25 protein-coding genes are annotated in these 23632 nt (G+C 70.4%); 13 read left to right on the forward strand and 12 right to left on the reverse strand.

Going from position 1 to position 23632, the window contains the following annotated elements:
• Positions 1–42: 42 nt before the first annotated feature.
• Both QFZ76_RS27625 and kynU read left to right on the forward strand, forming a co-directional pair.
• Positions 43–882 (forward strand): tryptophan 2,3-dioxygenase family protein, encoded by an 840-nt coding sequence (locus QFZ76_RS27625; protein WP_307676245.1) that lies wholly within the window; start codon positions 43–45, stop codon positions 880–882.
• Positions 875–2122: a kynureninase gene (gene kynU, locus QFZ76_RS27630; RefSeq protein ID WP_307676246.1), complete on the forward strand. Its 1248-nt coding sequence runs from the start codon at positions 875–877 to the stop codon at positions 2120–2122. The genes QFZ76_RS27625 and kynU overlap by 8 nt, the downstream gene beginning before the upstream one ends.
• Positions 2123–2144: 22 nt before the next feature.
• Here the strand turns inward: kynU and QFZ76_RS27635 are convergent, their stop codons facing one another.
• On the reverse strand, positions 2145–2753 hold the full coding sequence (locus QFZ76_RS27635; protein WP_307676247.1) for a TetR/AcrR family transcriptional regulator: 609 nt from the start codon (positions 2751–2753) through the stop codon (positions 2145–2147).
• Between the two features lie 208 nt (positions 2754–2961).
• Here QFZ76_RS27635 and QFZ76_RS27640 point away from each other — a divergent pair, with 208 nt between their 5' ends.
• From QFZ76_RS27640 to QFZ76_RS27650, 3 genes are all read left to right on the forward strand, one after another.
• Entirely contained in the window at positions 2962–3852 is an 891-nt protein-coding gene (locus QFZ76_RS27640; RefSeq protein ID WP_307676248.1) for a S9 family peptidase, read from the forward strand.
• 109 nt (positions 3853–3961) lie between these two features.
• Positions 3962–5296, forward strand: a complete 1335-nt coding sequence (locus QFZ76_RS27645; RefSeq protein WP_307676249.1) for a sensor histidine kinase — start codon at positions 3962–3964, stop codon at positions 5294–5296.
• On the forward strand, positions 5293–5967 hold the full coding sequence (locus QFZ76_RS27650) for a response regulator transcription factor (RefSeq protein ID WP_307676250.1): 675 nt from the start codon (positions 5293–5295) through the stop codon (positions 5965–5967). Before QFZ76_RS27645 ends, QFZ76_RS27650 begins: the two co-directional genes overlap by 4 nt.
• Before the next feature lie 205 nt (positions 5968–6172).
• Here QFZ76_RS27650 and QFZ76_RS27655 read toward each other — a convergent pair whose 3' ends face one another.
• Complete coding sequence (locus QFZ76_RS27655) at positions 6173–6418, reverse strand: hypothetical protein (protein ID WP_307676251.1); 246 nt, start codon at positions 6416–6418, stop codon at positions 6173–6175.
• A gap of 89 nt (positions 6419–6507) precedes the next feature.
• Positions 6508–6915 carry an ATP-binding protein gene (locus QFZ76_RS27660; RefSeq protein ID WP_307676252.1) on the reverse strand — a complete coding sequence of 136 codons (408 nt, stop codon included), beginning with the start codon at positions 6913–6915 and terminating at the stop codon, positions 6508–6510.
• 231 nt (positions 6916–7146) lie between these two features.
• Between QFZ76_RS27660 and QFZ76_RS27665 the strand changes: the two genes are divergently transcribed.
• The 4 genes from QFZ76_RS27665 (at position 7147) to QFZ76_RS27680 (ending at position 9957) form a co-directional block, all read left to right on the forward strand.
• Positions 7147–7998, forward strand: a complete 852-nt coding sequence (locus QFZ76_RS27665; protein WP_307676253.1) for a helix-turn-helix transcriptional regulator — start codon at positions 7147–7149, stop codon at positions 7996–7998.
• Entirely contained in the window at positions 7998–8195 is a 198-nt protein-coding gene (locus QFZ76_RS27670) for a DUF397 domain-containing protein (RefSeq protein WP_307676254.1), read from the forward strand. The genes QFZ76_RS27665 and QFZ76_RS27670 overlap by 1 nt, the downstream gene beginning before the upstream one ends.
• Positions 8174–8611, forward strand: a complete 438-nt coding sequence (locus QFZ76_RS27675; protein ID WP_307676255.1) for a VOC family protein — start codon at positions 8174–8176, stop codon at positions 8609–8611. The genes QFZ76_RS27670 and QFZ76_RS27675 overlap by 22 nt, the downstream gene beginning before the upstream one ends.
• Positions 8612–8754: 143 nt before the next feature.
• Positions 8755–9957 (forward strand): cytochrome P450, encoded by a 1203-nt coding sequence (locus QFZ76_RS27680; protein ID WP_307676256.1) that lies wholly within the window; start codon positions 8755–8757, stop codon positions 9955–9957.
• Between the two features lie 31 nt (positions 9958–9988).
• Here the strand turns inward: QFZ76_RS27680 and QFZ76_RS27685 are convergent, their stop codons facing one another.
• Both QFZ76_RS27685 and QFZ76_RS27690 read right to left on the reverse strand, forming a co-directional pair.
• The gene (locus tag QFZ76_RS27685; protein WP_307676257.1) at positions 9989–11590 is read right to left on the reverse strand and encodes an ABC transporter permease; all 1602 of its coding nucleotides are present in this window, start codon (positions 11588–11590) and stop codon (positions 9989–9991) included.
• Positions 11587–12495, reverse strand: a complete 909-nt coding sequence (locus tag QFZ76_RS27690) for an ABC transporter ATP-binding protein (RefSeq protein ID WP_307676258.1) — start codon at positions 12493–12495, stop codon at positions 11587–11589. The genes QFZ76_RS27685 and QFZ76_RS27690 overlap by 4 nt, the downstream gene beginning before the upstream one ends.
• A gap of 104 nt (positions 12496–12599) precedes the next feature.
• On the opposite strand from QFZ76_RS27690, the gene QFZ76_RS27695 reads away from it, so the two are divergent.
• Positions 12600–13097: a GbsR/MarR family transcriptional regulator gene (locus QFZ76_RS27695; RefSeq protein ID WP_307676259.1), complete on the forward strand. Its 498-nt coding sequence runs from the start codon at positions 12600–12602 to the stop codon at positions 13095–13097.
• 33 nt (positions 13098–13130) lie between these two features.
• Here QFZ76_RS27695 and QFZ76_RS27700 read toward each other — a convergent pair whose 3' ends face one another.
• Positions 13131–14642, reverse strand: a complete 1512-nt coding sequence (locus tag QFZ76_RS27700) for an APC family permease (RefSeq protein WP_307676260.1) — start codon at positions 14640–14642, stop codon at positions 13131–13133.
• Positions 14643–14834: 192 nt separating this feature from the next.
• Here QFZ76_RS27700 and QFZ76_RS27705 point away from each other — a divergent pair, with 192 nt between their 5' ends.
• Positions 14835–16223: an ethanolamine ammonia-lyase subunit EutB gene (locus QFZ76_RS27705; protein WP_307676261.1), complete on the forward strand. Its 1389-nt coding sequence runs from the start codon at positions 14835–14837 to the stop codon at positions 16221–16223.
• Entirely contained in the window at positions 16220–17017 is a 798-nt protein-coding gene (gene eutC / locus QFZ76_RS27710) for an ethanolamine ammonia-lyase subunit EutC (RefSeq protein ID WP_307676262.1), read from the forward strand. The genes QFZ76_RS27705 and eutC overlap by 4 nt, the downstream gene beginning before the upstream one ends.
• Here eutC and QFZ76_RS27715 read toward each other — a convergent pair.
• The gene (locus QFZ76_RS27715) at positions 17005–17598 is read right to left on the reverse strand and encodes a Uma2 family endonuclease (RefSeq protein WP_307676263.1); all 594 of its coding nucleotides are present in this window, start codon (positions 17596–17598) and stop codon (positions 17005–17007) included. The two genes, eutC and QFZ76_RS27715, sit on opposite strands and share 13 nt — an antisense overlap.
• Before the next feature lie 71 nt (positions 17599–17669).
• Positions 17670–18563, reverse strand: a complete 894-nt coding sequence (locus QFZ76_RS27720) for a diacylglycerol kinase family protein (protein ID WP_307676264.1) — start codon at positions 18561–18563, stop codon at positions 17670–17672.
• A 201-nt stretch (positions 18564–18764) separates the two neighbouring features.
• Here QFZ76_RS27720 and QFZ76_RS27725 point away from each other — a divergent pair, with 201 nt between their 5' ends.
• Complete coding sequence (locus tag QFZ76_RS27725) at positions 18765–20048, forward strand: adenylosuccinate synthase (protein WP_266436189.1); 1284 nt, start codon at positions 18765–18767, stop codon at positions 20046–20048.
• A gap of 19 nt (positions 20049–20067) precedes the next feature.
• On the opposite strand, the gene QFZ76_RS27730 is transcribed toward QFZ76_RS27725, so the two are convergent.
• The 4 genes from QFZ76_RS27730 to QFZ76_RS27745 all read right to left on the reverse strand — a co-directional run bounded on the left by QFZ76_RS27730 (position 20068) and on the right by QFZ76_RS27745 (position 23431).
• A protein-coding gene (locus tag QFZ76_RS27730; protein WP_373464362.1) for an IS5 family transposase occupies positions 20068–21053 on the reverse strand; the annotation gives its coding sequence in 2 pieces (ribosomal slippage) (positions 20068–20643 and positions 20646–21053; 984 coding nt in all).
• Positions 21054–21198: 145 nt separating this feature from the next.
• Positions 21199–21804, reverse strand: coding sequence for a Uma2 family endonuclease (locus tag QFZ76_RS27735; protein WP_307676265.1), 606 nt, complete (start codon positions 21802–21804; stop codon positions 21199–21201).
• Between the two features lie 143 nt (positions 21805–21947).
• Positions 21948–22598: a hypothetical protein gene (locus tag QFZ76_RS27740; protein WP_266436186.1), complete on the reverse strand. Its 651-nt coding sequence runs from the start codon at positions 22596–22598 to the stop codon at positions 21948–21950.
• Positions 22599–22729: 131 nt separating this feature from the next.
• A complete protein-coding gene (locus tag QFZ76_RS27745) occupies positions 22730–23431 on the reverse strand; it encodes a GntR family transcriptional regulator (protein ID WP_307676266.1) in 702 nt (233 codons plus the stop codon).
• Positions 23432–23632 lie beyond the last annotated feature (201 nt).

A 23632-nucleotide genomic window follows, 5' to 3' on the forward strand; every position in this document is an offset into this window, starting at 1 on the left:
CAGGGGCGGACCGCTACCCGGAGTACACATCAGGAGACAGCGATGTCCCAAGAGGCTCACGAAACCCAGGAGCCCGAGACTCCGCATCTCGACTTCAACGGCACGACCCCGTACGAGGACTACGTACAGGCGGACGTGCTCACCCACCTCCAGCACACCCTCTCCGACGACCCCGGAGAGATGGTCTTCCTGGTCACGACCCAGGTGATGGAGCTGTGGTTCACGGTCATCGTCCACGAGTGGGAGACCGCCGCGCGGGCCCTTCGCCAGGACCGGGTGCCGGTGGCGATCGCCGCGCTGAAGCGGTCCGTACGGGAGCTGGAGGCGCTGAACGCCTCCTGGAAGCCGCTCGGCCAGCTCACCCCCGCCCAGTTCAACGCGTACCGCTCGGCGCTCGGCGAGGGCTCCGGCTTCCAGTCGGCGATGTACCGCCGCATGGAGTTCCTGCTCGGCGAGAAGTCCGCGTCCATGCTGGTCCCGCACCGGGGCGCGCCCCGCGTCCACGGGGAGCTGGAGAAGGCGCTGCACGAGCCGAGCCTGTACGACGAGGTCCTGCGGCTGCTCGCGCGGCGCGGGCACGCGATCCCGGCTTCCGTCCTGGACCGTGACGTGTCGCGCCGCTACGAGCCGTCGCCCGAGGTGGAGGAGGTGTGGACCGCCCTCTACTCCGGTGACGAGAGCGACGACCTGGCCCGCCTCGGCGAGGCGCTGACCGACGTGGCCGAACTGGTCTGGCGCTGGCGCAACGACCACCTCGTCGCCACCCGGCGCGCGATGGGCGCCAAGACCGGCACGGGCGGCTCCGCCGGGGTGGCCTGGCTGGAGAAGCGTGCGCAGAAGAACGTGTTTCCCGAGCTGTGGACGGCGCGGTCCCATGTCTGACATCACTGAACCGGCTTTCAAGGCGCGGGAGTTGGACGCCGGTGACGAGCTGGCGGGGGTTCGCTCACAGTTCGTGCTCGACACTGCGTCTGATCGTGCGGCTGACGCCGCGGGCGTCTACCTCGACGGGAACTCGCTCGGCGCGCTGCCGGCGGCCGTCCCCGGGCGCGTCGAGGACGTCGTGCGGCGGCAGTGGGGCGAGCTGCGCATACGGTCCTGGGACGAGAGCGGCTGGTGGACCGCGCCCGAGCGGATCGGCGACCGGATCGCCCCGCTGGTGGGGGCGGCGGCCGGGCAGCTCGTGGTCGGCGACTCGACAAGCGTCAACGTGTTCAAGGCACTGGTGGGAGCGGTGCGGCTGGCCCGGCTCAGCGGCTCCGCCCGCGACGAGATCGTCGTCGACGCGACGACCTTCCCCACGGACGGGTACATGGCCGAGTCGGCCGCCCGGATGACCGGCTGCACGCTGCGCCCGGTGGCGCCGGCCGAGGTGCCGGGGGTACTGGGCGACCGTACCGCCGCCGTCCTGCTGAACCACGTCGACTACCGCACCGGCCGGCTGCACGACCTGCCCGGTCTCACGGCCGCCGTGCACGCGGCGGGCGCGGTCGCCGTCTGGGACCTGTGTCACAGCGCGGGCGCCCTGCCGGTCGGGCTCGACGAGCACGGCGTCGACCTGGCCGTCGGCTGCACCTACAAGTACCTGAACGGCGGCCCGGGTTCACCGGCGTACCTCTACGTCCGCCGCGAGCTCCAGGACCGCTTCGACTCCCCGCTGCCCGGCTGGAACTCCCACGCCGAACCCTTCGGCATGCGCCCCGACTACGAACCGGCGCCGGGCGCCCTGCGCGGCCGCGTCGGCACGCCCGACATCCTCTCCATGCTCGCCCTGGAGGCGGCCCTGGGGGTCTGGGACGGCGTCTCGATCGACGCCGTCCGCGCCAAGTCCCTCGCCCTGACCGACTTCTTCCTGGAGTGCGTCGCGCGGTACGTGCCGCCGGGCCGGGTGGAGTCGCTGACGCCGGTGGCCCATGAGGAGCGGGGCAGCCAGGTGGCCCTGCGGTGTGCGGATGCCGGGGAGGTCATGAAGCGGCTGATCGGGCGAGGGGTTGTCGGGGACTTCCGGCGGCCGGACGTGCTTCGGTTCGGCTTCACGCCGTTGTACGTCGGGTTCGGGGATGTGGAGCGGGCGGCGGGGGTGTTGGGGGAGACGCTGCGGGACGGTGTTACGGGCGACTGACCGGCTTGGTGATCATGGGCGGTCACGCGGAGGCGGCGTACACCCCCGCCTCCGCCGCCGCGACCGCGGCGTCCGCCGCGCGTTCGGCGTCGGCGGGGTCCGGGGCGGTACCGGTCGTGAGGAAGCCGTAGTAGAGGGGCGCCGAGACCGCCCGTACGACCGTCGCCGCGTCCGTGCCGGCCGGCAGCTCGCCCCGTGCGACGCCCTCCGCCACGCAGGGCGCCCACTCCGCCACCCGGACCTCGTAGAACCGCCGCAGCGCCCGGGCCGTGCGCTCGTCGCACGCCGCCGCGGCGATCACCGCGCGGAACAGCGCGCCCTGCCGGGGGTCGGTGAGCGTCCGCTGGACCAGCGAGGCGTTGGCGCGCAGGTCGCCTCGTACGGAGCCGGTGCGGGTGCGCGGCAGCGACTGCTCGGCCATCTCGGCGAGCAGGTCGGCGACCAGGGCGGTCACCGAGCCCCACCGCCGGTACACGGTCGTCTTGCCGACCTCCGCGCGCCGGGCGACGTCCGCGAGGTCCAGCCGGTCGAAGCCCTGCTCGGCCAGCACGTCCCCCGCCGCCCGCAGTACGGCCGTACGGACGCGGGCGGTGCGGCCGCCGGGGCGTACGGTGCCGGGTTCGGCGGACATGTCGGCCTCCTCGTTCCCTGTGGATCGCTGTATCGCCACCTGGACCGCCAGCGTAACGAAACAGCAGAACCGTTTAAGTCTCACCGAGCGTGACATCCCCGTGTCCGCGCACGTCACCGGCCTGATAGCGTCCCGCCAACGGCCGAATTCCCTCCCCGGGATTGCGTCCCGGTCCGCCAAGTCCGTTTCATCGCTGAGAGGTTGGAGCATGCCGGACGACGCCGCAGCACTCGATGCCGCAGCTGCCCGTGCCGCCGCCGAAGAGGAGTCGGCCTTCTCGCACCCCGCGGTCGACCCCGACGCCACCGCGGCGTACGGCGATCATCCCGACCAGGTGATCGACTTCTACGCCCCGCACATCGAGGTCGTACCGGGGGTTCCCGCCCCGCTGGTCGTCGTGCTGCACGGGGGCGCGTGGCGTGCGCCGTACGACCGGCGGCACATCTCGCCGTTCGCGGACTACCTGGCGCGTCGGGGGTTCGGGGTGGCGAGCGTGGAATACCGGCGGGGCGCCGGGGACGGGGAGCCGGAGTCGGTCGCGGGGCGGTGGCCGGACACCTTCGACGACGTCGCCGGCGCGCTGGACGCGCTTCCCGCGCTCGTCCGCGAGATCCTCCCGCAGGCCGACCCGCGCCGCATGGTGGTCACCGGGCACTCGGCGGGCGGCCACCTCGCCCTGTGGGTCGCGGCCCGTCACCTGCTGCCGGCCGACGCCCCCTGGCGTACGGACCGTCCGGCGCCGCTTCGGGGGGTCGTCGCCCTCGCTCCGATCGCGGACCTCGCGGTCGCGCAGAAGCTGGATGTGTGCGGCGGGGCGGTGCGTCAACTCCTGGGCGGGGAAGTCGAGTTCGCGGAGCGCCAGCCGTACGCCGACCCCGCCCTGCTGCTTCCCACGGGCATCGCGACGACGCTCGTCCAGGGTCGCAGCGACATGGTCGTCCCGCAGGCGGTCGCCGAGTCGTACGCGGACGCGGCGGCGAAGGCGGGGGAGGTGGTGGGCCTGACGTTGCTGGAGGAGGTCGGCCATTTCCCGCTGATCGATCCGGTGGCGGACGCGTGTGCGGTGGTGGCGGAGGAGATCACGCAGCTGGCGTGGTGACTCCCGACGCCGACCGACGTGGGGGTACCCGTAGTACCTGAGAGGGACGCCGAAGGACCCCTCTCACTGGTGACGACCGCGACCCGGTCCTCCCCCTACCGTTCTGTATGTGACCGAGACGACCCAGATCCACACCACGCCGCCGGGCGACGGGGCCAAGTCGCGCAGCCCGGAGTTCCGGCTTGCCGCGGACGCCCTGCGAGGGCTGCGGCAGGACCTGTTCCACGATGCCTTCGCCTACCGCCTGCTCCCTCGCATGCGTGTCGACGGCCCGCTGACCAGGCAGCTGCCGCCGCGCCTGAGGGAGTACGCGGGCTGGATGCCGCACGCGATGATCTGCGCGGCCGCCCTGCTCACCCTGGCTATCTCCGCCGTCGACCAGGGCGCCTGGCTGGTGCTCGCTCCGCTCGCCGTGCTCCCGATCCTGTTGACCATGGCCCGGCCGGTCGGAGCGTTCTGGCTGTCCATGGCGGCCACCCCGCTCGCTCTCCCGTTCGGCGACCAGTGGGGCGACTGGCCGTGGCTGCCGGGCAGCTTCGCCTGCCATCTGACGGTGCTGACGGTCGTGGCCGTGCGCACCAGGCCGCGCACGGCCGCGTGGATGTGGGCGCTGACCGCGGCGTACGGCACCTTCGCGGAGGCCCTGTTCGGCTCGGGCCACTACTCCACCAACACCGGTCCCATGCTGGTCGTCTCCGCACTGACCCTGCTCAGCGTCGCCGTCTGGCACACCCGCCGTGAGGCCAAGCAGGAGGTGACCGCCCAGCAGACGGTGACCGCGCACGAGCGCTCCCGGCGCACCCTCCTGGAGGAGCGCACGACGATCGCCCGCGAGCTGCACGACGTGGTCGCGCACCACATGTCGGTCGTCGCCATCCAGGCGGAGGCCGCCCCCTACCGGGTGGAGAACCCGCCGCCGGAGCTGGAGCGGGCCTTCGTCACCATCCGGGAGAACGCGGTCGCGGCCCTCACCGAACTGCGCCGGGTCCTGGGCGTCGTCAGAGCCGAGGACTACGAGGCCCCGGACGCCCCGCAGCCGACCCTCGCCGACCTGGACGGACTGCTCGCCAATGTGCGGGACGCGGGGCTGGGCGTCGACAAGACGGTGACCGGAGCGGTGCGCGAGCTGCCGCAGGGCGTCGAGCTGTCGGCGTACCGGATCGTGCAGGAGGCACTCAGCAACACGTTGCGGCACGCGCCCGGCGCGAGCGCCCGGGTCGAGATCGGTTACGTCCTCGGCGGGCTGGGCCTGCGCATAGTCAACGACCCGCCGCCCGCGCCGGCCCTGGTGAAGCCCTCGCCCGGCGCCGGGCACGGCATCACCGGTATGCGGGAGCGGGTCTCCATGCTGAACGGCGAGATGACGGCGGGCGCGACGGGCGAAGGAGGGTACGAGGTGGCGGTGTTCCTGCCGGTGCCCGTCGTGAGCGAGGACGACGCATGACCCAGGGCACGATCCGCGTACTGATCGCGGACGACCAGATGATGGTCCGCGAGGGCTTCTCGGTCCTGCTGAATGCGATGCCGGACATCGAGGTCGTCGGCGAGGCGGTCAACGGCCGCGAGGCGGTGGCCAAAGTCCGCGAACTGGCCCCGGACGTGGTCCTCATGGACATCCGCATGCCGGAGCTGAACGGAATCGAGGCGACCCGTGAGATCGTCGCCGCGGACGGCGCGGCGAAGGTGCTGGTCCTCACCACCTTCGACCTCGACGAGTACGTGTACCAGGCACTGCGGGCAGGAGCCTCCGGCTTCCTCCTCAAGGACGCCTCGGCCCGCCAACTCGCCGACGGTGTGCGGGTGGTGGCGTCCGGCGAGGCCCTTCTCGCGCCCACGGTCACCAAGCGCCTGATCACCGAGTTCTCGAAGCTGTCCGAGACGCCGCGCCTCATGCCGTCCGCGCAGGCGGCGTACGGCGACCTGACCGACCGGGAGACGGAGGTCCTGGTCCTGATCGCCCAGGGCCTGTCGAACGCGGAGATCGCGGAGCGGCTGGTGGTGGCCGAGTCGACGATCAAGACCCACGTCAGCCGGATCCTGGTGAAACTGGGCCTGCGGGACCGGACGCAGGCGGCGGTGTTCGCGTATGAGGCGCGGTTGGTGACGCCGGGCTGAGCGATCCGCGGGAAGTGCCGCGATGGGCCGTCGGTCGTCTGCGGCGCCATCGTGGCTGATCGCGCAGTTCCCCGCGCCCCTTCAGGGCGCTGCCGCCAGTTCGGCTTGCAGGACCTCGACGGCCTCGGGTGCCCCGCCGCCGATGGCGAGGCGCGGGCGCGGGCCTCACTGGTGATCTCGGCTACGGTCGGCTGCTGATCGTCGCTCACCGATCGTTTCCCCGAGCCGTGCGGATTTCGGCGACGGCCGCGGCGACGGCCGTGTCGAAGCCGGGATTCTGGCGCGCGACGACCCGGCCGCGGAACTCCTCGACGAGGCGGACAACCCCGGACAGGTCCGCTGGATCGGCATGGTTGATCTCACGGGCCAGCTCGGCCTCGAAGTCGTCTGCGTCGCCGGGGAAGCCGTAGCCCATGGTGAGGGCGGCACGGAGCTCCCCGATGGTGCGCATGGGGGGAGAGTGGGGCTGGCCGGGCTCTGCCGTTGGCTGGTCATGGCGTCGGCTCCCTTTCGTGCGAGCGGCGGATCTCGAGAGGATTCTCATGCGGCGCCGAGTTCGCACCAGACGTACTTGCCCCGGTTGCCGTTCCTGGACTGCGGCTGCCAGCCCCACACGTCTGCGCAGGCGCGTACCAAGCCGAGACCGCGGCCGCCCTCGGCGTAGGTGAGGTGGTCCAACGGTCGCGGCGGTTCGGGCGGCTCGGGGTCCGCGTCCCACGCGCCGAGCCGCAGAGTGCCGGACGAGTACCGCACGCGGAGGGCCGCCGGGCCCTTGGTGTGGAGTACGGCGTTGGAGACCAGCTCCGTGGCGAGGAGTTCGGCTGTGTCGACGAGGGTGATCAGGCCGTGGAGGGTCAGGATCAGGCGGAGCGTGCGGCGGCAGACGGTGACGGCTCGGGGGTCGTTGGGGATGGAGAGGGAGTATTCCCACGGTTCGTTTTCGGGCATGCGGCAACTCCGGTTCGGTGGTGGGGTTTCGGAGGACTGCGGGTATCGGACGGTGGCATTGCCGCAGCCGTCATGGCAGGACGGAGTGGTGCGCTTCCGGTGCCCCGGTGTTCCGCAGTGTGTGCGTCGCGTCACTGACGGTAGAGGAGAAATTTCTCCTATGGCAACCCGTTGCCGTAATCTGGCACCCGAACGTGGCACGTCTGCACGGGCGTTGGGACGGGAGAACTTATGGCGCCAAGGATCAATCCCACCGCTCGGCAGGTGCGGCTGGGGGCCGAGCTGCGCAAGCTGCGTGAGGCGGCAGGGCTGAAGGCGCGTGAGGTGGCGGCGTTCCTGAACTCGACTTCGGCGCAGATGAGCCAGATGGAGGCGGGTATCTCGGGCGTCAGCCCGGAGCGGGTCCGTCGGCTTGCGGCTCATTACGGCTGTGGGGACGAGGAGTTCGTCGACGCCCTGGCGGTCATCGCCGGCGAGCGCTCACATGGCTGGTGGGACGACTACCGGGGCGTCCTGCCCCAGGTCAACATGGACGTGGCCGAGGCGGAGCATTACGCGACGTTCCTGCGGGAGGTCGTGATCACGTACGTTCCTGGGCTTCTTCAGACACCCGACTATGCCCGCGCGGTCTTCAGGTACATGCGCCCGGAGCTGCCCGAGAGCGAGCTGGCACCGCGCGTGGAGCACCGGATGAGGCGCCGCGCCATCTTCGAGGGCGACACCCCGACACCCTACGAGACGGTGATCCACGAGATGGCCCTACGTTGCCATGTGGCCGATCGCGGGACATCGCGTTCCCAACTCCGCTTCATTCTGGACGAGATCGAAGAGGGGTACGCCGGCGTGCGAGTTATCCCGTTCGACCAGGAAGGTTTTGCGGGTGCTGGAGCCTCGTTGGTGTACCTGGGGGGCCCGGTCCCCCAGCTGGACACCGGGCTGCGCGACTCGCCCACCGGCGTTGCGTTCTGCGATGCAGAAGCGCAGTTGAAGCACCTCCGGACGCTGTTCCATAAGGTGGCGGAGGCGTCGCTGGATCCCACAGCGTCGCGGGACTTCATCCACCGACTGGCGAAGGAACTGTGATGAACTGGCGGAAGTCGACGTACTCCAGCGGCGGCGAGGGCGACACCTGCGTCGAGATAGCAGAGAACCCCGCCCGCATAGCCGTCCGCGACTCAAAGGCCCCCACCCGAGCCACCCTCTCCTTCCCCACCCCCGCCTTCACAGCCCTCATCGACCACCTGAAGGGCCACCGCTCATGGAACAGCGAGTCACTCTGATCACTCTCGGCGTCTCCGATCTCGCCCGAGCGAAGGCCTTCTACGAAGCCCTCGGCTGGCAGGGCCAGGAGGTCGAGGAGACCGTCTTCTTCCAGGCGGGCGGCCTCGGCCTGGTCCTCTGGGGCCGGGACAAGCTCGCGGCGGACTGTGGGCTGGAGGCCGGGAAGGCGGACGGGTTCGGCGGCATCGTGCTCGCGCACAATGTCCGGTCCGACGCCGAGGTCGACGAACTGCTCGCAGCCGTGGAGCGGGCCGGCGGGAGCGTGACGAAGCCCGCCGCGGTCAATGAGATCGGTTTTTACTCCAGCGCGTTCATCGACCCTGACGGCCACGCCTGGGAGGTTGCCCACAACCCGGGTTTCCCGCTCGCCGAGGACGGCACGGTCACGCTCCCCGACTTCGGCCAGACCTCCTAGCTCCCAGCGGTGACAGGAACGTCGGCACGGCGCTCAGTGTCATACCGGTCGCGCCGACGGAGCAGAGACACGCTCGGTCTCGACCCGGCCGTTCGGAGCGTCCCCCCTGGTCAGATGGGGGAGCCACGGTCTAACGTCCGTGCATGGCAGCCTTCGATCCGTGGGACCCGGCGTTCCTCGACGACCCGTACCCCGCCTATGCCGAGCTGCGTGCGCGTGGCCGTGTGCAGTACTTCGAGCCCACCGGGCAGTGGCTGGTGTCGCACCATGCGGACGTGTCCGCGCTGCTGCGGGACCGGAGGCTGGGGCGGACGTATCAGCACCGGTTCACCCATGAGGACTTCGGGCGGACCGCTCCTCCCGCCGAGCACGAGCCGTTCCACACGCTCAACGACCACGGGATGCTCGACCTGGAGCCGCCGGACCACACCCGGATCCGGCGTCTGGTGTCGAAGGCGTTCACGCCGCGCACGGTGGAGCAGCTCAAGCCGTACGTGACCCAGCTCGCCGGGGAGTTGGTCGACGGGCTCGTGCGGCAGGGCGGCGGCGACCTGCTCACCGATGTCGCCGAGCCGCTCCCCGTGGCCGTGATCGCCGAGATGCTGGGCATCCCGGAGTCGGACCGGGCGCCGCTCCGTCCGTGGTCGGCGGACATCTGCGGGATGTACGAGCTGAACCCGTCGGAGGGCGTGGCGGCCAAGGCGGTGCGGGCGTCGGTGGAGTTCTCCGACTACCTCCTCCAGCTGATCGCCGAGCGTCGCAAGGAGCCGGGCGAGGATCTGATCTCGGGGCTGATCGCGGCCCACGACGAGGGCGACCGGCTGACCGAGCAGGAGATGATCTCGACCTGTGTGCTGCTGCTGAACGCGGGCCACGAGGCCACGGTCAACGCCACCGTCAACGGTTGGTACGCCCTGTTCCGCAACCCCGGCCAGCTCGCGGCCCTGCGTGCGGACCACTCCCTGGTCCCGTCCGCCGTGGAGGAGCTGATGCGCTACGACACCCCGCTCCAGCTCTTCGAACGCTGGGTGCTCGACGACATCGAGGTCGACGGCACGACGATCCCGAGGGGAGCGGAGATCGCGATGCTCTTCGGCTCCGCCAACCACGACCCCGAGGTGTTCCGGAATCCCGAGCAGCTCGACCTCGCCCGCAAGGACAACCCGCACATCTCCTTCAGCGCCGGCATCCACTACTGCATCGGCGCCCCGCTGGCCCGTATCGAGCTGGCGGCATCGATGACGGCCTTGCTGGAGAAGGCCCCGACGCTGGGCCTGGCGGCGGAGCCTCGGCAGAAGCCGAACTTCGTGATCCGGGGGCTGGAGGGACTGGCCGTCGCCCTGTGACGACGGTGGGCCGCCGGGGGCGAGAAACACCTCACGTGCTCATGTCCCGCCGCCGCACCCCCGCCAGCCCCACCCCGACCAGCGCGACCGCCACCAGCACAAGGACCAGCACCGGCCCCCACTCCATCCCCCCGCCCGGCAGCTTCGGCAGATGGCCGAACGGGGACACGTCCAGCACCGCCTGCGGAACGTCCAGCGCGGGCCCCACCCAGCCGATCAGCAGTACCGCCCCGGCCACGCCCCAGGCCGCCACCGCCGCCCGGGGAGCCAGCCCGTGCAGCAGCACCGCCAGCCCGCCGATCACCCAGACCGCGGCCACCTGCACCAGGCACGCCCCCAGGATCGGCCCGGCCTCCTTGCCGTGGCCCACGGCGAAGCCCAGCCCGGCGAGCAGCATGATCAGTACGGATCCGCCGAAGGCGATCAGCAGGTGTCCGCTCGCCCACCGCAGCCGTCCCACCGCGTTCGCCAGCACGGGTTCGGCGCGCCCCGAGGTCTCCTCGCCGTGCAGTCGTAGCACCGAGGCGACGACGTACAGCGCGGCGATCAGGCCGAGCATGCCGATCATCGCCGAGAGGAAGGCGTCCGTGATCCCCGACTGGCCGCCCATCCGTTCGATGATCTCGCGGGCGTTGTCGTTGTCGCCGACGAGGTCGGCCGCGCCGTCGGTCATGCCGCCGTAGACGACCCCGGCGAGGAAGAAGCCGATGCTCCAGCCGAGGAGGCTGCCGCGTTGCAGCCGCCAGGCCAGCGCCGTGGCCGAGCCGAGGCGGCCGGACGCCGGTCCCGGGCGGGTCGGCAGGAAGCTCATGCCGACGTCCCGGCGGCCGGCCAGTTCGTAGGCGACGGCCGCCTGCGTCGCCACCGCCGCGGCGAACAGGAGCAGGACCCACCAGCGTTCGGCCGCGAAGGGCCGTACGTTCTCGAGCCAGCCGATCGGCGACAGCCAGGTCAGGGCCGACGAGCCGTCGTCCGTCGCCGAGTCGCCGGCCGCGCGCAGCACGAAGGCCGCGCCGAGCACCCCGGCCGTCAGGCCGCGGGCCAGGCGCGCGCTCTCCGTGAGCTGGGCGACGATCGCGGCCATCGTGGCGAAGACCATGCCGACGCCGGCGATCCCGAGCCCGAGGGCGAGCGCGCCCGCCCCGCCCTGGCCGGCCAGGCCGGCGGTCAGGAGCAGGGCCAGTACGGCGTTCGCGACCGCCGCGGTCAGCAGCGCCGCCGTCAGCGAGGCCCTACGGCCCACCATCCCCGACGCCACCAGTTCCTGCCGCCCGCTCTCCTCCTCGTCCCGGGTGTGCCGGACGACGATGATCAGGCTCATCACGGCGGCCACCGCGCCCGCGTACACGCCGACCCGCCAGGCGGTCAGCGCGCCGAGCGAGTCGTCGAAGACCGGGCCGACCATCGCGCGCAGGGAGGGGTTGGTCTCCATCTGCCGTACCAGGTCGGCACGTTCGGCGGAGGTGCCGTACAGGCCCTTCAGGGTGTTCGGCATGGAGAGGACCATCAGCGCGTTCACCCCGATCCAGATGGGGATCATTGCGCGGTCGCGGCGCAGCGCGAAGCGCACCAGGGTGCCGGTGCCCGCGAGTTGGCGGGGACCGGTGGGCCGTAGCGTCGAAACGGCGGTCATCGGGCCGCCGCCTCTGCCGGTACGTCCTCCTGGTAGTGCCGCAGGAACAGCTCCTCCAGCGTGGGCGGCGTCGACGTCAGCGACCGCACGCCGGTCTCGCTCAACTGCCGTAGTACGGCGTCGAGTTCGCTGGTGTCGACCTGGAGCCGCACCCGATGTCCCTGCACGTCGAGGTCGTGGACGCCGGGGAGGTGGGCCAACCCATTGGGCGCTCCCACGAGTTCGGCGGTCACGCTGGTTCGCGTCAGGTGGCGCAGGTCGGCGAGCGAGCCGGTCTCGACCGTGCGGCCCTTGCGGATGATGCTGACGCGGTCGCAGAGCTCCTCGACCTCGCTCAGGATGTGCGAGGACAGCAGTACGGTCCGTCCCCGGTCCCGCTCCTCCTCCACGCACCGCCGGAAGACCGCCTCCATCAGCGGGTCCAGGCCCGAGGTCGGCTCGTCCAGGATCAGCAGGTCGACGTCCGAGGCGAACGCGGCGACCAGGGCGACCTTCTGCCGGTTGCCCTTCGAGTACGTCCGCCCCTTCTTCGTCGGGTCGAGTTCGAACCGTTCGATCAGCTCGGCGCGGCGGCCGGTGTCGAGGCCCCCGCGCAGGCGGCCGAAGAGGTCGATGACCTCGCCGCCCGACAGATTCCGCCACAGGGTCACGTCGCCGGGGACGTACGCGATCCGGCGGTGCGCCTCGACCGCGTCCGCCCAGGGATCGCGGCCGAGGACCTGCGCGGCGCCCGAGTCGGCGCGCAGCAGGCCGAGCAGGACGCGGATGGTGGTGGACTTGCCGGAGCCGTTCGGGCCGAGGAAGCCGTGCACCTCGCCCGTCTTCACCTCCAGGTCGAGACCGTCGAGCGCGTGGGTGCGGCCGAAGGACTTGTGCAGTCCGGACACGGTGATGGCCTTCGTCATGATTCAGAACGTACGCTTCCTTCAGAAATTTGTGAAGTTAAGGAAACGTCAAAATGCGCGTTAAGGTCGTGGGACGGTGACTGAGCAGGGGAGATGATCGAGGCATGACGGAAACAGCCGGGGTGGGACGGGATCCGGAAGCGGTCTCCCGGTTCGTCGAGCATTTCGCGGCCCAGCTCGTCGAGGCCGGACTCCAACGGATGCCGGCCCGGGTCTTCGCGGCGCTGCTCGCCTCCGACTCCGGCATTCTGACCTCCGCCGAGCTGGGCGAACAGCTGCAGATCAGCCCCGCGGCCGTCTCCGGGGCCGTGCGCTACCTGGCGCAGGTGCACATGGTGTCGCGGGAGCGGGAGCCCGGCTCGCGCCGGGAGCGGTACCGAGTGCACAGCAACCAGTGGTACGAGGCACTTACCAACCGCAACGCGATCATCAAGCGCTGGGAGGACGCCTTGCGCGAGGGCGTCGTCGGCCTGGGCGCCGACACGCCGGCGGGCAGTCGGCTCGCCGAGACCCTCGCCTTCTTCGAGTTCATGGAGGGCGAGATCGAGGCCATGATGGAGCGCTGGCGCGTGCACCGCGACAAGACCTTCGGCCAGGCGTGATCCCCGGCCGAAGGTCCGTGAACTCCCGTACGGCTAGCGCTCCTTCGTCTCCTCCAGCACCGTCCGCCCGATCAGCGCGTACCGGGACGGGTCGCGCCGCTTGAGGTACTGCGCGTACCCGATGCCCACCGCCGCGACCAGCGCCACCAGCCACGGCGTCGCCTTCAGCACCAGCGATCCGGACTCCGTACCGGCCGCCACGCCCATGTTGGACACCAGCAGCACGACCACCGCGAGCATGGCCACCCCGCCCACCAGCGGGGCGGTGAACGTCTTGAACCAGTGCCTGCTCTCGGGGTGGTGGGTGCGGAAGTACGCCAGCACCGCGAACGAGCACACGGCCTGCACGACGAGGATCGCCATGGTGCCGAGGATGGCGAGCAGGACGTACAGACCGGCGTACGGGTCCTTGCCCGCGATCCAGAACGCGGCGATCAGTACGGCGCTGATGATGGTCTGGACGAGGCCCGCGATGTGCGGGGAGCCGTGTTCGGCGTGGGTGCGGCCGATGGTCTTCTTCAGCGACGGCAGGACGCCCTCGCGGCCCAGCGCGTACATGTAGCGAGCGGCACAGTTGTGGAAGGCCATGCCGCAGGCCAGCGAGCCGGTGATCATCAGCCACTGCATGACGACGACCGCCCAGTGGCCGACGTACTGCTCGGTGGGGTTGAAGAACAACGCGAGGGGGTTCGCGGAGGAGGCGGCCGCCACGGCTTCCTTCTCGCCGTTGCCGATGATGGCCATCCAGGAGACGAAGACGTAGAAGACGCCGACGCCGAGGACCGAGATCATCGTCGCCTTGGGGATGATCTTCTTCGGGTTGCGGGACTCCTCGCCGTACATCGCGGTCGACTCGAAGCCCACCCAGGACCAGAAGGCGAAGAAGAGGCCGAGACCGGCGGAGGTGCCCTGGAAGGCGTTGACCGGGTTGATCGGGCCGAAGGTGAAGCCGTTCGGGCCGCCGCCGTGGAGGGCGACCGAGATCGCCATCGCCGCGAGGATCGTCACCTCGGTGGCCAGCAGGACGACGAGCACCTTCTCCGCGACCGAGACGCCGAACCAGGTGCCCATCGCGTTGACGGCGAGCATCAGGATCGCGAACGTCCACCACGGGACGTGCAGGCCCGTCTGGTCCTCCAGCGTGGTGGTCGCGAAGACCGAGAAGATGCCGATGAGGGCCGGCTCGAAGACGACGTACGCGAAGGTCGCGAGGAGCCCGGAGGCCAGACCGACCGTGCGGCCGAGGCCGTACGAGATGAAGCCGTAGAAGGCGCCGGTGGAGGTGATGTGCTTCGCCATCGAGGTGAAGCCGACGGAAAAGATTGCCAGGACGACCATTGCGACGAGGTAGCTCGCCGGGGCGCCGATGCCGTTGCCTGACGACACCATGAAGGGCACGTTGCCGGTCATCGCGGTGATCGGCGCGGCGGTCGCCACGGCCATGAAGACCACGCCGAGCAGGCCGATGGCGTTGGGCTTGAGCCGGTGGACGGTTTCCTCCCCGCCCGTCTTCGCCTCGGGGGCGACGCCCTCTTGTACTGCCATCGGGTGGCCCCTCTTCTGTCGGTCGACTTGGGTACTGGTCCGGAATCCTGAAGTGCGAATGAGTCACGCAAAGGGGTGCGAGCGTTAAATGCATGTCAACTAGACCTTTAAAAACCGGTCCTGGCGAACGCCTTGGTTAACTCTCGGGCAGCTCGTGGACCGTGCCGGACCCGGCCTCGTAGCGTCCTTCGCATGAGCACCTACACGTCCACCCTCGGCGGCGAACGCCACCGCTTCGACTCCCTCGCGCGCCTGCTCGCCGCCGCGAGCCCCGAGCGCTCCGGCGACCGGCTGGCCGGACTCGCCGCGTCGTCCGCCCGGGAGCGGGTCGCGGCGCGCTGGGCGCTGTCCGAGGTGCCGCTCACCACCTTCCTCACCGAGCCGGTGGTCCCGTACGAGAGCGACGACGTGACCCGGCTGATCCTCGACACGCACGACCCGGTGGCCTTCGCGCCGGTGGCCGGGATGACGGTCGGGGAGCTGCGGGAGTGGCTGCTGTCGGAGGCGGCGGACGCCGAGGCGCTGGCGGCGGTGTCGCCCGGGCTCACCCCGGAGATGGTCGCGGCCGTGTCCAAGCTGATGGGGAACGCGGACCTGGTGGCCGTGGCGCGCAAGGTACGGGTGGTGACCGCCTTCCGCTCGACGATCGGCCTGCCGGGCCGGCTGGCGACCCGTCTCCAGCCCAACCACCCCACCGACGACCCGGCGGGCGTGGCCGCTGCCCTGCTCGACGGTCTGCTGCTCGGCTCGGGCGACGCGGTGATCGGCATCAACCCGGCCACGGACAGCCCGAGGGCCGTACGGGACCTGCTGGAGCTGCTCGACGGGGTCATCACGCGGTACGCGATCCCGACCCAGTCGTGCGTGCTGTGCCATGTGACGACCAGCGTGGACCTGATGGAACGCGGGGCGCCCGTCGACCTCGTCTTCCAGTCCATCGCGGGCACGCAGGCGGCGAACGCGTCCTTCGGCGTCACCCTCGGGCTGCTCGACGAGGCGTACGAGGCGGCGCGCGGGCTGGACCGGGGGACGGTCGGCAAGAACGTCATGTACTTCGAGACCGGCCAGGGCAGCGCCCTGTCGGCGGACGCGCACCACGGGGTGGACCAGCAGACGGTCGAGGCACGGGCGTACGCGGTCGCCCGGCGCTACGACCCCCTGCTCGTGAACACCGTCGTCGGCTTCATCGGCCCCGAGTACCTCTACGACGGCCGGCAGATCCTGCGCGCCGCCCTGGAGGACCACTTCTGCGGCAAGCTGCTCGGCCTGCCGATGGGCCTGGACATCTGCTACACCAACCACGCGGACGCCGATGACGACGACGTGGCGACGATGCTGACGATGCTCGGCGTCGCGGGCGCCTCGTTCGTGATCTGCACGCCGGGCGGCGACGACATCATGCTCAACTACCAGTCGGCCTCGTACCACGACGCGTTGTACCTGCGGGAGGTGCTCGGGCTGCGCCCGGCGCCGGAGTTCGAGGCGTGGCTCGGGTCGATCGGGCTGCTGGACGAACGCGGCGCGATCCGCGAGGTCACCGCACATCCGCTGACGGCCATCGGACGGGAGCTGGCGGCATGAGTGAAACGGGAGCCGGCGGCATGAGCGAGCTCGTCGCACACGCCGAGGACTCGGCCCTCTGGGCGACGCTACGGCGCCACACCCAGGCCCGCATCGGCCTCGGCCGGGCCGGTTCCGGGCTGCCGACCCGGCACCGGCTGGAGCTCCAGGCCGCGCACGCGGCGGCCCGGGACGCGGTGCACTCGCCGTTCGACCCGGACACGGTCGCGGCCGCGCTGACCGGGACGCCGACGGTACGGGTCCGCAGCGCCGCCCCCGACCGGCTCACCTACCTCCAGCGGCCCGACCTGGGCCGCCGCCTGGACGCCACCGACCGCGCGCATCTTCCCTCGGGGGAGTGGGACCTGGTCTTCGTGGTCGCCGACGGGCTGTCCAGCCGGGCGGTGCACGAGCACGCCGCGGCGATGGTGCGGGCGACGACGGCCCGGCTGCCGGCGGGTACCCGCGTGGCCCCGGTCGTCCTCGCCGAGCAGGCCCGCGTGGCCCTCGGCGACGACGTCGCCCACGCGATGGGCGCGGCGACGGTGGTCGTCCTGGTCGGGGAGCGGCCCGGCATGTCGGCGGCGGACTCCCTGGGCGCGTACCTCACGTACGGCCCGAAGCCCGGCGTGACGACCGACGCCGACCGCAACTGCCTGTCCAACATCCGGCCACCGCTGGGGCTGACCTACGAGACGGCTGCGGCGAAGCTGGCGGCGCTGCTGAAGGGGGCGCGGGAGCTGGGGCGAAGCGGGGTGGCGCTGAAGGACGAGTCGGACGCGTTGCCGGCGGCGGCCCCGGCTCAGTCCAGGTAGGGCTTGAGCTGGTCGGTGTCGAGCGTGATGCCGACGGGTTCGGGGAGGGTGACCATGTCGCCGATCTTCACCGTGTGGATGTCCCGGTATCCGCCCTCCGGGTCGGGTTTGCTGTGCACGACGACAGATGCGTGCGCGCGGTCGATCAGCAGGTAGACGGGGACTCCGGCTTCGGCGTAGCCACGGGGCTTCTCCACGCGGTCGCGGTCGTGCGTGTCCGCGTCGTACGAGGTGATCTCGACCGTCATCAGGACGCCGGTGGGGTCGGCCCAGTCGCCATGGCCGGTGAAATGCCCGACTGGAGCAAGTACGCCGTCAGGAAGGGCACGGCCGTTACGGTAGGCCTCCACCTTCAGGCCCTGAGTCGTGTTGAGGGTGAGTTCCGGCCTCGCTTGCTTGCACTGGAAGACCAGCCACATCGCGATCTCGCCGTGATTGCCGTTCGTCACTTTCCTGAGCCCGATCCGTCCGTCGATGAACTCCAACCTGACGGTCTCGTCCTCACGTTCGGCGAATTCGGCGATCCGCTCGAACACGTCCACCGACATCTGAGACGACGTGCGCTCTGCCATAACCGTCATGGTGCCTCCCTTCGTAGGCGGACACCAGCGTTACCGGCGATCGGAGCGGACGGGCGCGTTCCGGGATGTGATCACCCGAGTGAGTGATCACCAGCCGCCGCCACCGGCAGCGTCAGCCCCCACGCCCCCTCCCACACCGTCCACGTCCGCCTCCGCACCGGCCCCGACACCACCGCGTCCGCCCGGTACCGGAAGTCCGGCCCCGAGACGGTGATCCGCCGGCCCGTCGCCAGCAGCGGTGTCGCCTCCGCGCCCACCGACAGCGGCCGGGCCTCGACCTCGGCCAGGCCCGAGTCGCCCGGGGTGACCGACAGGGCCTCCAGGGGCTGGTCCAGGTCCACCAGGGTGACCCCGTCGACCTCCACGCGGAGGCGGGAGTGGCCCGGGGCGGAGGTCGGGGAGAGGGAGCGCGTGGGGCGGGCCGTCACCAGGGTCCGGACCAGGGACTGGCAGGTCCGTATCCAGGGGCGCCCGGAGTCGAGGTCGGCGCCGTGCCGGTCGGCCTGCGCCGCGTCCTCCGCCACCCCCGGCAGGGGCGGAATCCGCAGCGCGCCCAGCACCACCCCGTCGCTCTCGTCGACCAGCAGGTCCATGCGCCGCTCGGCGCCGTCCAGCACGGCCCGTGCCGCCGCGACCGCGCCCGCGGGGACGCCCAGGGAGCGGGCCAGGGACTGGGCACCCCCCACCGGCACCACCGACAGCCCACATCCGGCCAGCTCCCGCCACCGGTGCAGCAGGGACACCGTGCGCACCAGGGCCCGGTCGTCGCCGATCACGACCGGCCTGCGGGAACCTTTTCTCTGGAGTGCCCGGGCGAATTCCTCGGGCCCCTCGGGGAGGCACACTTTCGTGGTCGCACCCGCGCTGAGCACGTCTTTCGCGATCCGTACGGCCTCACCGTCGGTCCGGCGGGCGACCGGGTCGATGACCACAAGGAGCTGGTCGGAAGTCGCCACCTCGGTCATGCCTCGCTTCCTCGGGTAGCATCTTTGTGCAAGAGCCCCTTGCGCTATTGCGCCAGGGGCTTCGTCTATTCCGGGGCATCCGGTCCGACGGGTTGCGGCCAACGAAGGTCGCCGGTGTACGAAACAGGCTGTGCGGCGCACAGTCAATGTCGCGTACGCCCCTGACCTTGGACATGCCCCGCCCGGAAGGGGTGTACGCGCGTGCCCGCACTTGTGCTGCTCGGTGCTCAGTGGGGTGACGAAGGCAAGGGAAAGGCGACCGACCTGCTCGGTGGCTCGGTGGACTATGTGGTGCGCTACCAGGGCGGCAACAACGCCGGCCACACGGTAGTCGTGGGCGATCAGAAGTACGCCCTCCACCTCCTCCCTTCCGGAATCCTCTCGCCGGGGTGCACCCCGGTCATCGGTAACGGAGTCGTCGTCGACCCGTCGGTCCTGTTCTCCGAGCTGAACGGACTGAACGAGCGCGGCGTCGACACGTCCAAGCTCCTGATCAGCGGTAACGCTCACATCATCACGCCGTACAACGTCACCGTCGACAAGGTGACGGAACGGTTCCTCGGGAAGCGGAAGATCGGGACCACGGGCCGCGGCATCGGACCGACGTACGCGGACAAGATCAACCGTGTCGGCATCCGCGTCCAGGACCTGTACGACGAGTCGATCCTGACCCAGAAGGTCGAGGCGGCCCTCGACGTCAAGAACCAGATCCTCACCAAGCTCTACAACCGGCGCGCGATCGCCGTCGACCAGGTGGTCGAGGAGCTGCTGACCTACGCCGACCGGCTCGCGCCGTACGTCGCCGACACGGTCCTGGTCCTCAACCAGGCCCTGGAGAACGACAAGGTGGTCCTCTTCGAGGGCGGCCAGGGCACCCTCCTGGACATCGACCACGGCACGTACCCCTTCGTCACGTCCTCCAACCCGACCGCGGGCGGTGCCTGCACGGGCTCCGGCGTCGGCCCGACGAAGATCAGCCGCGTCATCGGCATCCTGAAGGCGTACACGACCCGCGTCGGCGCGGGCCCGTTCCCCACGGAGCTCTTCGACGAGGACGGCGAGGCGCTGCGCCGCATCGGCGGTGAGAAGGGCGTCACGACCGGCCGTGACCGCCGCTGCGGCTGGTTCGACGCGGTCATCGCCCGCTACGCGACCCGCGTGAACGGCCTGACCGACTTCTTCCTCACCAAGCTGGACGTCCTGACCGGCTGGGAGGAGATCCCGGTCTGCGTGGCGTACGAGATCGACGGCAAGCGTGTCGAGGAACTCCCGTACTCCCAGTCCGACTTCCACCACGCGAAGCCGGTCTACGAGATGCTGCCGGGCTGGTCCGAGGACATCTCCAAGGCGAAGTCCTTCTCCGACCTGCCGAAGAACGCCCAGGACTACGTCAAGGCGCTGGAGGAGATGTCCGGCGCCCCGATCTCCGCGATCGGCGTGGGCCCGGGCCGGGACGAGACGATCGAGATCAACTCGTTCATCTAGGCCCTGTCTGGAATTCGAATCACGAGTGTGGTGCGATGCTGCGGAGCCAGAGCATCGCACCACACAGGTGCAGTCCGGCCTCGTAGCTCTCCGGGGTCTTGTCGTACCGGGTAGCGATACCGCGCCAGTTCCGCAGCCGGTTGATGCACCGTTCCACGGTGTTGCGCTCTTTGTAGAGTGTCGCGTCGTGCGAGACTGGCCGCCCGCCGGCCCTGCCACGCTTCTTGCGGTTCGCAGCCTGGTCGGCCTTCTCCGGGATCACGGCTCGGATCCCGCGTTGTCGCAGGTAGCGGCGGTTGCGTCGGGACGAGTACGCCTTGTCCGCGGCCACTGCATCCGGCCGGGTCCGCGGGCGCCCGACCGGGCCGCGCACTTTCACCCGTTCCAGGACCGGGGCGAACTGCGGACTGTCGCCGGCCTGCCCGGGCGTGAGGACGAACGCAAGCGGGCGACAGCGTCGGTCGGCCGCCACATGGATCTTGCTCGTCAGTCCGCCCCGGGAACGCCCCAGCTCGGCGGCTTTCAAGCGGGCCCGGTGTCGTCGGTGGACCCGTCGCCGCTCGACGCGCGCCTCGTCCTCGGCCTGTCCGTCCTGCGTTCTTTGCTCCTTGTCCTCGCCCCCTTTTCGGCCTCGACGGCCATTTCCAAGGCCGCCAACTGCTCGGGGTCCAGGGCCATCCCGGCGGCGTGGTGGTGGGCCCGGGCGGTCGCAGAGTCCACGCTGACCAGGCCCAGATCAGCCTGGCCGCGGGCAGCGGCCTCGGCGATCACTGTGTGCATCAGGTCCTGGAAGACGCCACGCGTCGCCCAGATCCGGAAGCGGTCGTACGCGCTCTGCCAGGGCCCGAACTCGGTCGGCAGGTCACGCCAGGGGCTACCGGTCCGGAACCGCCACATCACCGCGTTGAAATGTTTCCGCAGGTCGGGGATGGGCCCAACCGCGGCAATCGGGAGATGGGGCTCGATCAGGGCCCACTGCTCATCGGTGAGATCGCCTCGCGCCATGACTGACGGCCTATCAAGACCGAGCCCCCGCGCGCAGGCGATCTACCGAACTCCTGATCCGAGCTCCAGACAGGACCTAGTACGGCGGTTCAGCAGGCTGTCGCACGGGTGCCCCCGTCCGGTGTCGGACGGGGGCACCCGTGTGTCACTCCTCGGTCGCCGCGGGTGCCTGGAAGCCGGTGGTGTCGAGCGTGCAGTCGAAGGGCGCGGGGATGTCGAGCTTCTCGCCGAACGGCTTGCTGAGGCGGTTCGTGTAACCCTCGGCGGTGGGTGCCCACAGCACGGTGGCCTTCTCCTCCTGCATGTCGAGGATCAGGTAGACGGGAACGCCTGCCTTACCGTACGTCTCGACCTTGTCGGCCAGATCGTCGTCGCGGGTGGCGGACGAGGTCAACTCGGCGACGAAGGAGAGGGCTTCTCCGTCGAGGCGGTTGCTGGTGGTTTGCCGCACGCTCCGGTGAGCGGCATGGATGTCGGGGCCATAGGCGCGCTTGCAGCCCGGAAACACGTACAGGAACGGACCGTCGCTGATTCGGTGTTCCTCGGGGAGATGAGGGCGCAACTGGTCACAGACCAGCTCCATGACGTCCAGGTAGTACCCCTTCGACCACGGCGACATGACGATGCTCCCCCTGATGACCTCGGCCTTGTAGCCGTCCAGCACGTCCAGCCTGTCGAGGTCGTCCAGCATCGCCTCGAAGCTGTGGGGCTCCGTGCTGCTTATCGTCGGTCGCTCAATCATCACTGTCATGATGCGCCCTCCCCTCCAAGATCTGCCATACGTCCTCCAGCTGGGTGCGAAGATCTCGTACACCCCGATCATGAACCTCGAGGACGTACAGAAGGGCCTCTCCCAGCTGGGGCGCTGATCACCGGCGGAGCGGAGCCCTGGGCTCAGCTGAAGATGATCATCGAGCCCTGCGCCAGACTCCGTGTCGCCGCCGCGTGCAGGCCCAGCCAGACGTGACGTTCACGGGCGAAGGGGCTGGGATCGTACGGCGGCGGTACGGCCGGCTCCTCCAGCTCCGTGGGGGCCAGCGGTGCCTCGGGGGGCGCCGGGGGGTTGGCCGGGTCGATGCCGAGTGACGGGGCGACGAACTCCAGTTCCCGCAGCAGTGTCTGGGAGGAGCCCAGCGGGCCGCCGCCCGCGAGGAGTTCGTCGTTGGAGAGCGGGTGCGGGAAGTCCACCGGGACGTAGGCGCCCGCGTGGTCGTAGTGCCACACCAGGTGGGACTGCTGGGCCGTTGCCTCGAACATCTCCAGCAACTGTTCGTAGTCGCCGCCCAGTTCGTCCACCGGCGTCACCGGCAGCCCGCACACCTGGAGCAGATAGGCGCGGCGCAGGAAGTGCAGCGCGTCGTAGTCGAAGCCGGCCACCGGGGCGACCTCGCCGGACAGGCCGGGCATGTACTGGTACACCGGCACCGGCGGGAGCCCGGCCTCGGCGAGCACCTTGTTGTATTGCGCGAGTTCCTCGGCGAACGGATTGTCCGGGGTGTGGCACAACACGTCCACGAGCGGCACCAGCCACAGGTCACAGGCCAAAAGTCAGCTCCTCGGTCACTCGCAGCGCTGCGGTCGTCACAGTGGTTGTCACACGGTGGTCAAGGCAGGGTAGTCGGTGCGGTGCGGACTTCGCTGCCGTCGTGCAGGTCCCATACCCGTGCCCGCCCCGCTCACCCGGCGGCGAGGCGTTCGATCAGCGCGAGGGAGTCCGTGTTGTAGGCGGCGACGATCGAGCGGGCGGCCTTGGTATCGCGCTCGGCCAGGGCGTCCACCAGTTCGGTGTGGCCGGACCACAGGCTGCCGCGCAGGTCGGTCAGGCGGCGCAGGTGCTGGACCGTGCACACCCATGACTGCACCCGCAGCCGGTGCAGGAAGTCGGCCAGATAGGGGTTGCCGAAGAGAGTGCTCAGTTCGCGCCAGAAGCGCAGGTCGTAGCCGATCAGGACGGTGATGTCACCGGCGGCGGCGGCGCGCTGCGCCTCCTCGCCGCGACGGCGTACGCCCGCCACGGCGGCGGCCGTACGGGGGTCGTCGAGCTCGCGGTAGCCCCGGTGGCCGTGGTCGAGGGCCTGGAACATTCCCTCGATGACCAGGCCGCGGGCCTCGATGATGCCGCGGAAGTCCTCGTACGAGTACTCGTGCACGCGAAAGCCCCGGTGCTGGTCGGCATCGAGGAGCCCCTGCGCGGAGAGGTCGACCAGTGCCTCGCGCACCGGTGTGGCGGAGACGCCGTACTGCTCGGCGATCTCCTTCACCGTGAATTCCTGCCCCGGCTGGAGCCTCCCGGCCAGCACCTCGTCACGAAGCGCGTCGGCGATCTGCTGCCGCAGCGTGCTGCGGGTCACTGCGCCGTTGCCGCTAGTGGCGGGCATGGTCGGGGCGTCTCCCTCGTCGCGATCGGGTGGCGTGCACGTATATGTCTACGAGCACGCCACCTTACGCGTTCGAGGTCGCGGGACGTTTTTCACCCAGTGATGACCGGCCACTGCCTGAACGACCGCGCGATCACCGCGCGATCACCGCGCGATCACCGCCTGAAACACCGCGCGACCTGCTGCTTGAACCACTGCGCG

It is taken from the genome of Streptomyces sp. V4I2 (genome assembly GCF_030817655.1).
GTDB lineage: Bacteria > Actinomycetota > Actinomycetes > Streptomycetales > Streptomycetaceae > Streptomyces > Streptomyces plumbiresistens.

Coding starts and splice junctions, on each gene's coding strand:
- QFZ76_RS27625 (WP_307676245.1), top strand. CDS start 43: ATGTCCCAAGAGGCTCACGAAACCCAGGAGCCCGAGACTCCGCATCTC.
- kynU (WP_307676246.1), top strand. CDS start 875: ATGTCTGACATCACTGAACCGGCTTTCAAGGCGCGGGAGTTGGACGCC.
- QFZ76_RS27635 (WP_307676247.1), bottom strand. CDS start 2,753: ATGTCCGCCGAACCCGGCACCGTACGCCCCGGCGGCCGCACCGCCCGC.
- QFZ76_RS27640 (WP_307676248.1), top strand. CDS start 2,962: ATGCCGGACGACGCCGCAGCACTCGATGCCGCAGCTGCCCGTGCCGCC.
- QFZ76_RS27650 (WP_307676250.1), top strand. CDS start 5,293: ATGACCCAGGGCACGATCCGCGTACTGATCGCGGACGACCAGATGATG.
- QFZ76_RS27655 (WP_307676251.1), bottom strand. CDS start 6,418: ATGCGCACCATCGGGGAGCTCCGTGCCGCCCTCACCATGGGCTACGGC.
- QFZ76_RS27660 (WP_307676252.1), bottom strand. CDS start 6,915: ATGCCCGAAAACGAACCGTGGGAATACTCCCTCTCCATCCCCAACGAC.
- QFZ76_RS27665 (WP_307676253.1), top strand. CDS start 7,147: ATGGCGCCAAGGATCAATCCCACCGCTCGGCAGGTGCGGCTGGGGGCC.
- QFZ76_RS27670 (WP_307676254.1), top strand. CDS start 7,998: ATGAACTGGCGGAAGTCGACGTACTCCAGCGGCGGCGAGGGCGACACC.
- QFZ76_RS27675 (WP_307676255.1), top strand. CDS start 8,174: ATGGAACAGCGAGTCACTCTGATCACTCTCGGCGTCTCCGATCTCGCC.
- QFZ76_RS27680 (WP_307676256.1), top strand. CDS start 8,755: ATGGCAGCCTTCGATCCGTGGGACCCGGCGTTCCTCGACGACCCGTAC.
- QFZ76_RS27685 (WP_307676257.1), bottom strand. CDS start 11,590: ATGACCGCCGTTTCGACGCTACGGCCCACCGGTCCCCGCCAACTCGCG.
- QFZ76_RS27690 (WP_307676258.1), bottom strand. CDS start 12,495: ATGACGAAGGCCATCACCGTGTCCGGACTGCACAAGTCCTTCGGCCGC.
- QFZ76_RS27695 (WP_307676259.1), top strand. CDS start 12,600: ATGACGGAAACAGCCGGGGTGGGACGGGATCCGGAAGCGGTCTCCCGG.
- QFZ76_RS27700 (WP_307676260.1), bottom strand. CDS start 14,642: ATGGCAGTACAAGAGGGCGTCGCCCCCGAGGCGAAGACGGGCGGGGAG.
- QFZ76_RS27705 (WP_307676261.1), top strand. CDS start 14,835: ATGAGCACCTACACGTCCACCCTCGGCGGCGAACGCCACCGCTTCGAC.
- eutC (WP_307676262.1), top strand. CDS start 16,220: ATGAGTGAAACGGGAGCCGGCGGCATGAGCGAGCTCGTCGCACACGCC.
- QFZ76_RS27715 (WP_307676263.1), bottom strand. CDS start 17,598: ATGACGGTTATGGCAGAGCGCACGTCGTCTCAGATGTCGGTGGACGTG.
- QFZ76_RS27720 (WP_307676264.1), bottom strand. CDS start 18,563: ATGACCGAGGTGGCGACTTCCGACCAGCTCCTTGTGGTCATCGACCCG.
- QFZ76_RS27735 (WP_307676265.1), bottom strand. CDS start 21,804: ATGACAGTGATGATTGAGCGACCGACGATAAGCAGCACGGAGCCCCAC.
- QFZ76_RS27745 (WP_307676266.1), bottom strand. CDS start 23,431: ATGCCCGCCACTAGCGGCAACGGCGCAGTGACCCGCAGCACGCTGCGG.